This window comes from Adlercreutzia agrestimuris, assembly GCF_943193125.1.
Classification (GTDB): Bacteria; Actinomycetota; Coriobacteriia; order Coriobacteriales; family Eggerthellaceae; genus Xiamenia; species Xiamenia agrestimuris.
In genome coordinates, this window is record NZ_CALPCX010000001.1 from 236,169 (window position 1) to 249,838 (window position 13,670).

General features: G+C 50.3%; 12 protein-coding genes. 3 read left to right on the forward strand and 9 right to left on the reverse strand.

The genetic code is table 11. From position 1 onward, the window contains the following. Positions 1–211 precede the first annotated feature (211 nt). Entirely contained in the window at positions 212–529 is a 318-nt protein-coding gene (locus NFR28_RS00985; RefSeq protein WP_251177973.1) for a hypothetical protein, read from the forward strand. 91 nt (positions 530–620) lie between these two features. On the opposite strand, the gene NFR28_RS00990 is transcribed toward NFR28_RS00985, so the two are convergent. From NFR28_RS00990 to NFR28_RS01020, 7 genes are all read right to left on the reverse strand, one after another. Next, positions 621–1,565, reverse strand: a complete 945-nt coding sequence (locus tag NFR28_RS00990; RefSeq protein ID WP_251177974.1) for a hypothetical protein — start codon at positions 1,563–1,565, stop codon at positions 621–623. A 144-nt stretch (positions 1,566–1,709) separates the two neighbouring features. Next, a complete protein-coding gene (gene tsaD, locus NFR28_RS00995) occupies positions 1,710–4,292 on the reverse strand; it encodes a tRNA (adenosine(37)-N6)-threonylcarbamoyltransferase complex transferase subunit TsaD (RefSeq protein WP_251177975.1) in 2,583 nt (860 codons plus the stop codon). A 10-nt stretch (positions 4,293–4,302) separates the two neighbouring features. Beyond that, the gene (gene tsaE, locus NFR28_RS01000; protein ID WP_251177976.1) at positions 4,303–4,815 is read right to left on the reverse strand and encodes a tRNA (adenosine(37)-N6)-threonylcarbamoyltransferase complex ATPase subunit type 1 TsaE; all 513 of its coding nucleotides are present in this window, start codon (positions 4,813–4,815) and stop codon (positions 4,303–4,305) included. Positions 4,816–4,949: 134 nt separating this feature from the next. After that, positions 4,950–5,807, reverse strand: coding sequence for a bifunctional 5,10-methylenetetrahydrofolate dehydrogenase/5,10-methenyltetrahydrofolate cyclohydrolase (locus NFR28_RS01005; RefSeq protein WP_251177977.1), 858 nt, complete (start codon positions 5,805–5,807; stop codon positions 4,950–4,952). A 21-nt stretch (positions 5,808–5,828) separates the two neighbouring features. Then, complete coding sequence (locus NFR28_RS01010) at positions 5,829–6,440, reverse strand: cyclodeaminase/cyclohydrolase family protein (protein ID WP_251177978.1); 612 nt, start codon at positions 6,438–6,440, stop codon at positions 5,829–5,831. A 76-nt stretch (positions 6,441–6,516) separates the two neighbouring features. Beyond that, a complete protein-coding gene (locus NFR28_RS01015) occupies positions 6,517–8,184 on the reverse strand; it encodes a formate--tetrahydrofolate ligase (protein WP_251177979.1) in 1,668 nt (555 codons plus the stop codon). A 158-nt stretch (positions 8,185–8,342) separates the two neighbouring features. Further along, positions 8,343–9,128, reverse strand: a complete 786-nt coding sequence (locus tag NFR28_RS01020) for a type III pantothenate kinase (protein WP_251177980.1) — start codon at positions 9,126–9,128, stop codon at positions 8,343–8,345. Between the two features lie 168 nt (positions 9,129–9,296). Here NFR28_RS01020 and NFR28_RS01025 point away from each other — a divergent pair, with 168 nt between their 5' ends. Beyond that, on the forward strand, positions 9,297–9,992 hold the full coding sequence (locus NFR28_RS01025; protein ID WP_251177981.1) for a response regulator transcription factor: 696 nt from the start codon (positions 9,297–9,299) through the stop codon (positions 9,990–9,992). Between the two features lie 158 nt (positions 9,993–10,150). Beyond that, positions 10,151–11,287: a beta-ketoacyl-ACP synthase III gene (locus NFR28_RS01030; RefSeq protein WP_251177982.1), complete on the forward strand. Its 1,137-nt coding sequence runs from the start codon at positions 10,151–10,153 to the stop codon at positions 11,285–11,287. A 136-nt stretch (positions 11,288–11,423) separates the two neighbouring features. Here the strand turns inward: NFR28_RS01030 and NFR28_RS01035 are convergent, their stop codons facing one another. Together NFR28_RS01035 and NFR28_RS01040 are read right to left on the reverse strand one after the other, a co-directional pair. Continuing rightward, positions 11,424–12,038: a biotin transporter BioY gene (locus tag NFR28_RS01035; RefSeq protein ID WP_251177983.1), complete on the reverse strand. Its 615-nt coding sequence runs from the start codon at positions 12,036–12,038 to the stop codon at positions 11,424–11,426. Between the two features lie 17 nt (positions 12,039–12,055). After that, on the reverse strand, positions 12,056–13,543 hold the full coding sequence (locus tag NFR28_RS01040) for an MATE family efflux transporter (RefSeq protein ID WP_420840392.1): 1,488 nt from the start codon (positions 13,541–13,543) through the stop codon (positions 12,056–12,058). Positions 13,544–13,670 lie beyond the last annotated feature (127 nt).

Sequence of the window (13,670 nt, forward strand, 5' to 3'; positions counted from 1 at the left end):
GCTACACCCTCCGACCCCGCGACAACCCTCCCCTCGTCGCGGGGTCTTTGTATAACATCACACGCTCCTTTGTTAGCAGGCACGTATCATGACCTCTACAGTTCGGCATAATTGACACATTGCGAACCGCCTTCTGGCACGCAGAACTCTAGTATAGAAAGTGTTGCATCAGGCAACCCGCATCAAAACCCGTGGCTAAAGGAGGCATACCATGTCGCATAGAGAGCAATATCAGCATGTAATTGAACTGCAAGAACGCGTTGTTCGCGAAATGAAGCGTTTAGAAGCTGAAGGCGAAGTTCCCTCAGCGCTTGAGCATGCAAAGGAAAAAGCTGTCGCATGGGCAGAGGCTGTTGAAAAAGAGGATGGCAACGACAAGTCATATCGCGAATGGCCGCCCAAGCAGTTCGCACATGAGCTCAAGAAAAATATCAATCTGTTCGGCAACCATGAAGGCACCCAATTTGTCCGCGAATACGAACAGGCAGTTGGCAAGATCAAATACAACGCTGATCACGAAGAAGTCTAAACACAACCACCTGCACCCCAGGCACGACAGCACAACGCTCGCACCTGGGGTGCATCACCGCCTCATGTGCAACGGACGCATGCCGGCAAGACTACAAAAATAATCCGTCAGCACCACCACGATATACACGATCTAATTCGCGTTGTTTTTGTCGCACGGATTCGGTAAGTTCTAACACGCTTTCTGTTATTACCTCATATTCACCGGGATGACGAATATAGGTATCCACATCCCCAATCGTCGACCACATCATCTCTTCGTCCACCGAAAGTGTTGCACATCCAAACGCTAGGCGTCCGCAGACAGGCTCATCACCCGTTGCCGCATGATACCAATTCACAATGAGCGGATTTTCGCCACCAGGCTTTACGAAATCATACGTGGTCACGCGGTCAAAACCATGCTCAACCAACCAAGTTACAGCCACATCAAATAACTCTGCATCACGCTCTTGATTCACGCAAATTAATTCAAAGCGCTCCACGCCAGCTCGGTTTGCCAGTCGAAGGGTACGAAGCAGCGTTTCAGGCGTCTGTCCTGCAATACCAACAGCAATCTTCATCCCTAAACGCGTGATGCTTGCTTGCTCAAGGAGAATGTCAGTTTTGCCCATCTCAGCTTCAGGCGAGCGAACACCCAACACAGCAGCTTCGCGCACATCGGCAGTAAAATAGCGCATCATTACCTGCGGCACCCCGCATGCCCGCAGCTCATTGGTGTGCCCCACCGTCAATCCGGCCGGGTCAGCCGTTGCAAACACCGACGTAGTGGGCGAAAGAGGCAAAAGGCGCTTCAGCCCCAACATAAGTCGCCGAAAATCCTCTGGCGAAAACGAGCTGACCGTGCCGCCACCCAACGTGAGTGACCGAATCTCCCACACAGCAGACTCCTCGGCAAAACTCTCGATATCGCACAAAATGGCATCCACATACGCACGCTTAATAGCCGGATTCACGCCGCTTAAAACCCCGCTGTCAATACCCTGAGCAGGCTTTACTACAAATGGGATGTTAATAAATACGTCAAATGCTTGCATTACCCCTCCGCCACAGCATTAATCTTACGATTCAGCTCAGAACGCACAAAAATCGGCCGTCCGATGGCTTATAGCCTAGCACCATCACCCTCACCCGTTGCGGGGGGTCTTGCATTTTTGCAGGCAGATCAAGCTTTACGACACTTAGTAGGGTTCATCCAAATTAGCATGAGCATAAGCATCTGCGTCAAGACCAAAGAAGCGCTCTTGCGCATACCGATCAAGCGCTACCAGTGCAATCATGCCCGCATTGTCACCACACGCCGACAGTGGCGGCATGATAAGACGAACTCCCAAACGCTCACACATTTCCTCATATGCTTGGCGAAGTCGCGGATTTGCCGCAACGCCACCCCCAAGACAAAACGTCTTCGCACCCGTTTGCTTGAGCGCATCAGTTGCTTTTTTAACCTGTACATCCACAACAGCCTGCTGAAAACTTGCACAAATATCGGGAATATTGAGGGTATGACCAGCAGCTCGTTCGTTGTTGATATAAGTGACCACTGCCGTTTTAAGACCCGAGAGCGAAAAGCGTAGATCTCCTGAATGCATCATGGCACGCGGAAAAGCAATAGCATCAGGGTCACCCTTTGCCGCTTCGCGCGAAATAATAGGTCCGCCGGGATATCCCAGACCAAGCGCCTTCGCCACCTTATCAAACGCTTCACCTACGGCATCATCAATAGTTGAGCCCAGGGTTTCATAATCACCCCAGTCTCGCATGTATACCAACATCGTATTGCCACCGGAAACCAACGACACCACCGCAGGCGGCGCAAAATCCGGAGCTCCAATTTTATTGGCATAGAGGTGGCCTTCTAAATGATGCACGCCAATGAAGGGCACCTCAAGCGCCCATGCTGCACCTTTACCAAATGCTACACCCACTACCAGCGCGCCCACCAAACCCGGCGCATACGTCACTGCTACAGCATCAATGTTTTCCCAGTTCATGCGCGCCTGCTCAAGGCATTCATCACAAACGCCACAGATGGCTTCAATGTGTTTGCGACTAGCAATCTCAGGCACCACGCCACCAAAACGTGCGTGAAAGTCAATTTGCGATGCCACCACATCAGACAGCAACTCGCCTGCTCCATCCACGAGGGCTGCAGCAGTTTCGTCACACGACGACTCAATTGCAAGAATTCGTGGTGAAGGCTTTTTTGTGCCCTCATTTTTGTATGCGGATACCTCAGCACAAGAGAGCGTATTGCCGCCCTTCGCGTCTGCAGCAATATCACGCTCATCAGTCACTTGCGTTGCACGTGCTGCATCAATTTGCAGCTCCATGCCTGCTACGTCGTGAGATGCAATCGGCAACGGACCTTGCATAATCAGGGCATCTTCGCCATCTGAATAGTAGCGAGGTCGTGTCCCAAGTGCGTGAAAACCAAGCGCCTCGTACAACGACTGCGCACCAGCATTTGCCGCCCGCACCTCTAAGCTGCACTCCTGTGCGCCCAAATCTCGTGCATCCGCTGCCACGCGCGCTAAAAGCTCGCGCGCAATTCCGCGGCGACGTGCCTCTGGCGCCACGCCAACCTTAAGAATCTGTACCTGCCCGTCAACAATCCATCCGCCCGCATAACCCACAAGAGTCTGACCCGCAGGCGCGCCACCAAGAGCATCATCGGTATAAGCTGCCCACCACACGCGATCGGGGCGCGGCAATTCGTCCATAACCAGCGCTTCTGACCAGGCATCTGTGCCCATAATCTCGCGCTCAAGCGCTGCCACCTCGCCGGCGTGAGCCGCATCCAGCGGCTTATAAGTCACCCCCGATGCATCAGCACGAGCGTTAAGCACGGCGCTGTCATGCATAGTGGCTCGCTGATCACGGCGAAGGCTTGCCTCAGCAACATCATTGACGCCTGTTGTCAAATTACGCGGATCATTTTTCGCCAGACGAATGCGCTCATTCTCTTCAGCGTCCGACAATCTGGTGTAGACCGGCAATGCATAAGCGGGATTGTGCCGCGCAACATCAAAGGGGTCAGCCTCACCTGAGCGCCACGCAGCCTGAAGTGCAAGCAACAAACCACGACCTGTTGGCGTCCAAAGCTGCTCTTCAGCGAACTGCCCGCACGGCAAAAACAACTCTGCATATTTTTTGAGACCGTCACCCATAAGGATAAGCGCACTTCCTGCAGCTGTCTCCAAAGGCGGCGCACCCAATAAGTTAGCGCCTTCGTCTCCTGCCAACTCACTGGCTGCAAGCTCAGCCTTCACCACTCGGTCAGCTTCAAGTCGCTGAACTGCGGATTCGTTGGCAGTTGTATCTTGCAGCATATACCGAACAGGATAGACTTCCTTACGCATGGCGTCAGCCACCACCGCAACAGATCCGCGAAGCCCCGATGCCCAACCTTGCCACGCCACCGCATCAAGTGTTGAAACGCCAATGAGTGCGACACCCAAGGCAGAAGCAATACCTTTTGCTGTTGCCATAGCAATGCGCACGCCTGTAAACGATCCTGGACCACGACCAACGCAAACACAAGCTATCTCGTCACGCGAAATGCCACACTCACGCAAAGTTTCATCAATACAAGGCAGCAACTTTGTATTTGACGCGCGGTGAGCAGCCACTTCCACTGATGCCACCACGCAAATCTCACGTGTGACACGATTTAAGCGACCCACACCCAGCGCAATCACTTCGTTTGCCGTGTCAAATGCCAAAACGACCGGATCGGCCGTTTCCGTATTCACGTACGTCATATGCAATTTCCTATGCTTTCATTAGGCGTGACTTTGAATCCGTTGCCCAAACGTGCAACAGCTGTCGCGCACGATCACCTATCGCGCGTACCGTAATCTTGCGATCGTTGTCCTCATCTTGACTACGAGCAATAGCAATATCCAAATATGAATACGGCATAGAGTCAAGGAACTTTTCGCCCCATTCAATCACTGACACGCTGTCGCCATCAATCGTTTCGTAAAACCCGATGTCTTCAAGTTGTTCAGGGTCGTCAAGCCGATAAAGATCAAAATGATACAGGGGCAACCCATCAGGTGTGCCTTGATAAGCAAGCAAGATATTAAATGTCGGCGAGACAATGGCATCGCGAATACCCAACGCCAAAGCTAATCCCTGCACAAACTGCGTCTTACCTGCGCCAAGATCTCCTGAGAGCACAATGGTATCACCTTCGTGCAGATACGGGACTAACGTTGCCGCCAGCTGTTTTGTAGATTCCGGCGATGTCGTTTTACGCGTATATGTCAGACTGCTTCCCATACGTCTATCATACCACGGCATCAAACCATCGGTTTCATATGCGAAAAAAGCACGGAAACTCTTTTCGTCTCATGCGGCAGTCTTCAGACATACAGCACGCTGCGTTTTGATGCCTGCCTCAATAATTCAGCGCACTACCAAAGACCAGCTGCACGCTCCGCCGCTTCAACCACATGGGCCATAGTCGTAGATGTGGTCACCGACCCAATGCCACCCGGCACCGGCGTGATGGCTCCCACCACAGGCTCAACGGCGTCAAAATCCACGTCGCCACAAAGGTTGCCTTCGTCATCAAAATTGATGCCCACGTCAATAACTACCTGACCAGCGCTGAAGCACTCCTTGCCATAGCCGCGAGCTCGCCCTGTAGCACACACTACCACATCGGCCGCACGCATCAGCTCGGGCAAATCAGCAGTGCGTGAATGACACGTTGTTACCGTAGCATGGCGCGCAAGTAAAAGCTGCGCCACTGGCTTACCAATGACCAAACTGCGCCCAACAACCACGACGTGCGCACCATTAAGCGGCACCTCGTAATAATCAAGCATCCGCATAACCGCCGCTGCTGTTGCAGGCGCATATCCAACACCCTGACCGACAAACACTGAGGCCAACGAAGCACGCGTAATGCCATCAATGTCCTTTTCGGGCACGAGCAAATCACAAATTGCATTCTCATCAATAAAGGGAGGAAGCGGACGAAAAAGCAAGCAACCATGAATAGTTACATCTTTATTAATGGCTTCAATAGCCTCCGCAAGCTGTTCGGTACATGTTGTCTCGTCAAGCACAACCGAACGCACATCAATCCCGAGCGATTCAGCGCGTTTGAGCGCAGTGCGCTCATAGGATAGGTCGTCAGGACGCTGTCCCACACGCACGATTGCAAGGGTGGGTTTGACGTTCTGTTCACGCAAACGCGCAACACGCAACTCTAAGTCGCGAGCCATTGCATCAACAACAGGTTTTCCTTTTAGCACCTCAGCCATGAAACTTCCTATCCCTGATCATTAAGAGATTTCATCTTTAACATAGGCGAAGAGCTCATCACAAGCTGCGCGGGTGTTTGCAGCCAAAATTGCAGCCTCATCGCGATACCAGTTTGCCTTTGTTTCGTCATCCATAGACTTAGCGTTAATGAAAATATTGAGCGATGCCCCATCAGAAGCGGCACGAGCAAAAGCCACCGCAACGCCCACGTCAGACAGCGCCATGCGAGAGCCGTTGTACGCCAAAAAGGTGGTTTGCTCAACTACATCAGCTACACGTTGCATGATCTCAAGCGGCACATCACACGCCCCAATCAGCGCCGCCTGCAACGCATCGTTTTTCGCCACGCGATCCTGCGGTGTGTCCTTGGGCATCTTATAAGCTGCGGCCAATGGTTCGAAGGCTCGCGCATCTTCATCAATCAATTCAAGCAAACGCTCGCGAAGTACCGCAAGTTTTTCCAACGTAATATATACATCTGCTTCCACCTGGGCATATGACTTTTTTCCGATCGTAAGGTTACCCACCATAGAAGCAAGCGAGGATGCCAAAACACCCACATATGCGCTTGCGCCACCACCACCAGGAGTGGGATCTGCGCTTGCTAGGGACTCAATGAATCGCGTGTCCATAAGACATCCTCCGATTTCTTAAAAATAAGGGCGCGCCTCTCTAAAAGCGCGCCCACCTGGTTTGTCTTGTCTGCTGCTAGAACAAACCGCTGATCTTGCCAGTGTCGTCAACATCAATGCGCTCAGCTGCAGGCACCTTCGGTAAGCCCGGCATAGTCATAATGTTGCCCGTCAGCGCCACCACAAAGCCCGCACCTGCTGAAACTTTTACATTGCGCACTACAATCCGGAAGTTGCGCGGTGCACCAAGAAGCTTCGCGTCGTCGGAGAAGCTGTACTGGGTCTTTGCCATACATACTGGCATATGACCAAACCCAAGCTTTTCCAGGTTAGCAATTTCAGCAGCCGCTTTCGGTTCAAAATCAACGCCGTCAGCATGATAAATTTTCTGCGCAATTGCCTCTATCTTCTCAGCAAGCGACATATCGTCAGTATATGCGAGCGTAAAATCATGAGGCTGCTCACACAGGCGCACAACCTCTTCAGCAAGCGCTACTCCGCCTTCGCCGCCCTTTGCCCAAACCTCGGACAAAGCAACGTTAACACCCAGTTCGCGGCAGCGTTTTTCAACAAGCTGCAACTCTGCCTCAGTATCGGTTGGGAAGCGATTGATGGCTACTACACACGGCAGCTTATACACCTGCGTGATGTTTTCTACATGCTGCAACAAATTGGGTAAGCCAGCGTCAAGCGCCTCAAGATTCTCGTCATTTAAATCAGCCTTCGCCACGCCACCATGGTTTTTCAGCGCACGAACTGTTGCTACTACTACAACCGCATCTGGATTCAATCCAGCCAAACGGCACTTGATATCCAAGAATTTCTCAGCACCCAGATCAGCACCGAAGCCAGCCTCGGTCACACAATAATCACCAAGCGCCATGGCCATGCGCGTTGCCATAATAGAGTTGCAACCATGCGCAATGTTAGCGAAAGGACCACCATGCACAAACGCCGGCGTGCCTTCAAGAGTTTGCACCAAATTTGGCTTAAGCGCATCTTTGAGCAGCGCCGTCATGGCACCCTGCGCATTAAGATCACCTGCGGTTACCGGTTTATCGTCGTAGGTATAGCCAACAACGATGCGCGCCAAGCGCTCTTTGAGATCAGAAATTGACGTTGCCAAGCAAAAGATTGCCATAATTTCACTAGCAACCGTAATATCAAAACCATCTTCGCGCGGGACGCCATGAGCTTTGCCTCCCAGACCATCAACCACATTGCGAAGCTGGCGATCGTTCATATCAACCACGCGTTTCCACGTAATCTTGCGAACATCAATGCCAAGCTCATTTCCTTGCTGAATGTGGTTGTCAAGCATTGCCGCCAAAAGATTATTAGCAGCACCAATTGCATGGAAGTCTCCCGTAAAGTGCAAATTGATGTCTTCCATAGGAATGACCTGGGCATATCCGCCTCCTGCGGCGCCGCCTTTCACACCGAAAACCGGACCCAAAGATGGTTCGCGCAATGCCACTACCACATTTTTGCCTAACAGCGATAACGCATCTGCCAAACCAACAGTAGTGGTAGTTTTGCCTTCACCCGCAGGCGTAGGATTAATGGCGGTGACCAGAATGAGTTTGCCTGGTTCATGAGGCTGATCAACAAGCAGGTTATAGTCAACCTTAGCCTTATTTGAGCCATACATTTCCAAATATGACTCTGGCACACCGGCCACCTCAGCAATCTCAGTAATGTGCTTGGGGGTTGTTGCTTGGGCAATTTCAATGTCAGTTAACATGTCGGGCCCTCACTCTCCTTCTTGTTGATTCCCAAATAATTAATATGCGAAGAAGAGTGTTTCAACATAGCATGAGCACGCAGTAAAGCGCACCTGCAATGCGGTTACCATCAAAGATGTCTCTTCAACGCAGAAACACCAGTATACATGGCAAAACCTTAGGCGTTTGCGGTTGCGGCTAAATTGTGCTCAAAGACCAGACGAAGTCCTAAAAGTGTCAGATTCCGGTCAACCTGGGTAATAGTTTGGGAGTGAGGAGCAATGCGCACGGACAGACCCCCTGTCGCAATGACAGGAGCGGTGTATCCCAGCTGATCAAACACACGACGAATCAATCCATCAGCACGATCTGCTTCGCCATACAAAATACCAATCTGTAACGCTTGTGCGGTATTGGTGCCAATAGCGGTTTCAGGGTCAACAAAATGAATGCCCGCTAGCATGCTCGCCTGGTTAAAGAGTGCATGTGCAGCAGTCTCAAGGCCCGGTGCAATAACGCCGCCGCAAAAAGAACCCTGTTCGTCAATTACCTCAATATTTGTTGCCGTACCAAAGTCAACCACTATCACAGGAGCTCCGTAGCTTGCGCGCGCAGCAACTGCATCAGCAATGCGATCAGAACCAATCTCTGAAGGACGCGGGTAATTGGTAGAAAAAAGCTCTCCAGCAGTCTGCGCCGTACAAACAAGCGCGGGAGTTTTGGTCAGAGAATATGACACCTCATCCCATGCATCGGTCAGGTGCGGAACAACCGAGGCAAGCGCCATACCGCCTAACTGGTCAAACGAGATGCCTTCTCCGTTTAAAAGCGCCATAAGTTTGACCCGCAAGTCATCTCCAGTATGACTTTTGTTGGTAGCAAAACGCCAGCGGTGACAGAGCTCTTCGCCCCTAAAAACACCTATCACGGTTTGAGTATTCCCTACATCAACAGCAAGCAGCATATTCTGTATGTTCCTAAATTAGACAACTGTTTTGCACATATTATAGTAGCAAAAAGCACTTTTTGTGTTACCCTAAAAGCTGCATATAAAACGGGATAGTCGTACGTAACTCTCCTAACGTGCTTCCCGCCAACAGTGCACAGGACATGTGCAGAAGGAAGGCATACTATGAACGAAACCCCACATCGCATCCTTGTTGTTGACGATGAGCCCTCAATCACGGAGTTCGTAAGTTACGCACTGAAAAAAGAAGGTTTCTTTAGTGATGTTGTCGACAACGGAGAAGATGCCCTCGCTTTAGCCAGCAAAAACTCTTACGACTTATTCATCCTAGACATTATGCTTCCTGGCATGGATGGGTATGAATTATGTCGTCGTCTTCGCTCTAAGACCACCGTTCCAGTTCTCTTTTTGTCAGCACGTGACACAGAGCTTGATAAGGTTGTCGGCCTAGAAATTGGTGGAGATGACTACCTGGCAAAGCCTTTTGGCGTACGCGAACTGATTGCACGTGTACGAGCATTGCTTCGTCGTGGATCTGGTGGAGATTTCCCCGGCGCAAGCCATGCGGTAACCGCAAGCAATATCACCCTTGACGAAGACGCCCATACCGCTACAGGCGAACATGGCGAAATTGAACTGACGCCGCGTGAGTTTGAGCTTTTAGCAAGCCTTATGAAAAACGCTGGCAAGGTTGTCTCTCGTGAAGACTTGCTTCGCGATGCATGGGGATGGGAATATCTCACTGAAACCAAGACGGTTGATACGCACATCAAGCGTTTGCGTGACAAAATTGAGTCCGCTGGCTATGATCCTGCATTAGTTGAAACAGTTCGCGGTTACGGCTATCGCTTTAAGGCATAAAGCATTCACAACGTACTCTGACTCACTAACCCCCGACCATGTGTCGGGGGTTTTCGTGTACCAGCCAACCGACCTCCATTTAAGTATGAGTAGTTTGGTATACTTAATTACTTAGACAATCAAAATAAATTCCCCTCCCTATGAAAGAAGGCACAGTAATGGGATGTTGCATTGTTGGATGCGGAAAAGGACTCCCCGCACTTGATGTCACCAATGACGAGTTAGCAACTCTGGTAGATACAAGTGACGAATGGATTAGCACACGCACTGGCATTCGATCACGGCGCATTTCAATTGAAGAATCTTCGCTTGATTTAGCTGAAACAGCAGCTCGTCAAGCTCTCGGCTGGGAAGGCGCGCTACCAGGATTTGAGCAACAAAGCGCTTTTGCGCCCGAAGATATTGATCTTGTACTTTTTGCAACGCTTACCCCCGATGCTCTTTTGCCCAGTTCAGCTGCCTTGCTTCGCCGTCGTCTTGGTCTTGTCAACGCCGTGTCGTTTGATCTTAATGCTGCCTGCTCAGGCTTCGTCTATAGCCTTACCGTGGCCGAAGCACTTATGGCTGCTTCGCAGGCTCACGTTGCTGGCGCATCAGGTCGCAACCATTACCACCGCGCACTTGTTGTTGGCGCTGAGCGCCTCTCGCGCATCACCAATTGGCAAGACCGTAACACCTGCGTTCTTTTTGGCGATGGCGCTGGCGCTGTAGTAGTGGAATGGCGCGATGATGCACCAGGCATTATCAGCAGCTACATTAAAAATGATGATGACACCACGAACTCTTTAGTATGTCCAGCATCCTTTGACTCGTCCTTTGTTTTTGATCAAAACGGTGTGAATGAAATAGCCATACAAGATCCTGCTGCACTTCTTGCCGATGCATCTCTTGACCGTATTGACGAAGAACTTGGTGTAATTGAAGGCGTTGCTGCTGGCGAGCCGCGTCAATCCATTCGCATGGATGGTCAAAAAGTATTTAAGTTTGCGGGAAATGCTCTGACCAATGCTGTACTTGAAGTACTCAATCGCGCTGAACTTACCTTAGACGATATCGCGCTTATCGTCCCTCATCAGGCAAACGAGCGCATCATTAAATACGCTGCAAAAAAGCTGGGCTTGAGCCTTGATCGCTTCCAGATTTCCATTGAGCATCGTGGGAATTCTTCGGCAGCCTGTGTACCTATGACGCTCTCTGATGCATATGACAGTGGTAAGATTTCTCCTGGTGACAAGGTGATTATGGTTGCATTTGGCGCTGGTTTAACCTCTGGTGCTGTGTTGTATGAGGCATAACGACCCTCTTTCAAGCCATACATATTCTGCTTGTTGTTTATAAAGATACGCAAAAGCGCCCCATAAAGGGGCGCTTTTGGTGAAATGCAAAGCGTCTTAGTTAAAAACGCTTTTACCACATAAACAGGGTGTAAAACTAGCGTTCTGGAACAGCCAAACGCACGCCGCGCGCGCAAAATGCCGCAGCTACAACCTTAACAATATCCACCACTACAAAGGGTGCAACGGTGGCCAAAAATGCAGCTTCAGCGCTCACTCCTGACACAACCATATACTGCGCCCAGCCACAGACATACGCAACCGCTACATACAAAAGCGCGGCAATAATATCAATAAGTATGCCCTTGACATGCGATTTCTTTGACGTGTCTTCCAGCAGCTTTTTTGCCGCCCACAAAAAGAGCAGCGCCACGGCCGCGCCGATTAAATACCCCCACAGATAACCTCCTGTCGGACCTGCCAGCACACCAATGCCGCCGCGCATTCCCGAAAACACCGGAACGCCAATAGCTCCCAACAAAAGATACCCGCCCACAGCGGCCATACACTGTTTTGGAGGCAATACCAAAATAGCAAACGCGACTGCGAATATCTGCAGCGTAAAGGGTATCGGACCAAAGGGAATAACCACCCATGCCGACACCGCCATAATGGCAATGCAGAGACCCACAAAGACAACAAAGCGCGTTTTTGAGACTGGTTTTGCTTTTACTTCCGCTGGATTCAGCGTCGTTTTCACTTCTTCTTTCATAGTTCCTCTTCTCTCCCTCAAAACTTACAGGTATTTTCGCCACTCTGAAGCTTGCGCAGGCGTCTCATCTCCAGCGCAATGAATATGAGTGTGGTGAAAATTGAAAGGAAGTCAGCCGCAGGCGTGGCAAAATAGAGAGCATCAAGGCCATCAAGATGCCACGGTAATGCAGGCAGGATATGAGGAAAAATAACCAATAACGGAACGAGAAATAAAATCTGACGCGTAAGCGATAAAAAGATTGACTTAAGAGGCTGACCTGTTGCCTGGAAATAGTTCGCACCAACAATCTGAAAACCAATAAAGGGCAGCATTGCCAATTGAATTTGCAAAGCAAAGCAGGTGAAACTGCGCAGATTGTCGTCAGTCATGCCAAAGAATCCCACAATAGTATTCGGGAACAGATGAATTGTTGCCCATAAAATCACCGCGATACCCGTAGCACCAGCAATGCCGCACCACAGTGTTTTTCGAACGCGTGGATAGAGCTTCGCGCCATAGTTGAAACCCAAAAGCGGCTGCAAGGCAATAGACATACCAATAAGAGGTAGTACGGAGAACATTGAAACGCGTTGGACAACACCAATAGACGCCAATGCACCTTCTGCACCATAAATGCTCTGACCACCATACAAATTAAGCAGATTATTGAGAACAAAGTTCACAACAGCCATGCCAGCCTGCACCGCAAAGCTTGCCAGCCCAAGCGACAAAATCATACCCACAGTGTGAGCTTTTGGTCGCATATAAACGAGCCTGAGCTTCATGGGAACGTTTTTGGTGAAGATAAAGTAATACAATACCGTGGCACATGAAATTGCCTGACCACAAATGGTGGCGAATGCGCTTCCTCGCACTCCCCATCCAAGCACCATCACAAACAGATAGTTAAATGCTGTACATGATATAGCACCAATCACCATAGTTAACAGCGCGCGATTTGGCGCCCCCGTAGTGCGAATAAAGTTGTTCACACCCATGCCAATGCACTGAAAAATAAAGCCAACTGAGATGATTTGGATGAATTCTTGTGCATAAACCCAATTCTCAGCAGTAGCACCTGAAACAGTCAGCAAGCCACTCACCGTTGCGGGAATATGCGCAACAAGAATCACCGCAACCGCAAACATAAGCGAAAGCGTTACGGTATTTCCCAGGGAGCGATTAGCTTCTTCACGATTACCTTCGCCCATCCGAAGCGCGGCAAGCGCATTGCCACCATTGCCCACCAACATAGCAATTGCCATAAATACAGTCATGATAGGCATTGCCACCGTAGCAGTTGAAAGGCCAATTTCACCCATGGCATTACCCAAAAAGATTGAGTCAATCAGGTTATAAGCGCCATTAACAAGCATTCCCAAAATGGAAGGAACAGCAAATTCTACGATGAGTTTAGGAATAGACGCAGACCCCATGCGAGTAACTTTGTCTGGCTTTTGCGCCATTGATGGGTGCTGTGCTGGACTTGCCGTTTCGACTACCCCAGGCTGCTGCTGTGCCATAATGCTTCTACTACCTTTCACGCATGTATCCTGCTCGGAAAACACCGCCTATCTCTTGCCATGCAGATAAAGTACAACCTTTACTGAAAGAGACATAATTTTAGCGTGATCAGAATCTTTCACATCA

Excerpts from the sequence above, each read along its gene's own strand:
- NFR28_RS00985 (WP_251177973.1), top strand. The coding sequence starts at position 212 with ATGTCGCATAGAGAGCAATATCAGCATGTAATTGAACTGCAAGAACGC.
- NFR28_RS01040 (WP_420840392.1), bottom strand. The coding sequence starts at position 13,543 with ATGGCACAGCAGCAGCCTGGGGTAGTCGAAACGGCAAGTCCAGCACAG.
- NFR28_RS01020 (WP_251177980.1), bottom strand. The coding sequence starts at position 9,128 with ATGCTGCTTGCTGTTGATGTAGGGAATACTCAAACCGTGATAGGTGTT.
- tsaD (WP_251177975.1), bottom strand. The coding sequence starts at position 4,292 with ATGACGTACGTGAATACGGAAACGGCCGATCCGGTCGTTTTGGCATTT.
- NFR28_RS01035 (WP_251177983.1), bottom strand. The coding sequence starts at position 12,038 with ATGAAAGAAGAAGTGAAAACGACGCTGAATCCAGCGGAAGTAAAAGCA.
- NFR28_RS01010 (WP_251177978.1), bottom strand. The coding sequence starts at position 6,440 with ATGGACACGCGATTCATTGAGTCCCTAGCAAGCGCAGATCCCACTCCT.
- NFR28_RS01025 (WP_251177981.1), top strand. The coding sequence starts at position 9,297 with ATGAACGAAACCCCACATCGCATCCTTGTTGTTGACGATGAGCCCTCA.
- NFR28_RS01015 (WP_251177979.1), bottom strand. The coding sequence starts at position 8,184 with ATGTTAACTGACATTGAAATTGCCCAAGCAACAACCCCCAAGCACATT.
- NFR28_RS01005 (WP_251177977.1), bottom strand. The coding sequence starts at position 5,807 with ATGGCTGAGGTGCTAAAAGGAAAACCTGTTGTTGATGCAATGGCTCGC.
- tsaE (WP_251177976.1), bottom strand. The coding sequence starts at position 4,815 with ATGGGAAGCAGTCTGACATATACGCGTAAAACGACATCGCCGGAATCT.
- NFR28_RS01030 (WP_251177982.1), top strand. The coding sequence starts at position 10,151 with ATGGGATGTTGCATTGTTGGATGCGGAAAAGGACTCCCCGCACTTGAT.
- NFR28_RS00990 (WP_251177974.1), bottom strand. The coding sequence starts at position 1,565 with ATGCAAGCATTTGACGTATTTATTAACATCCCATTTGTAGTAAAGCCT.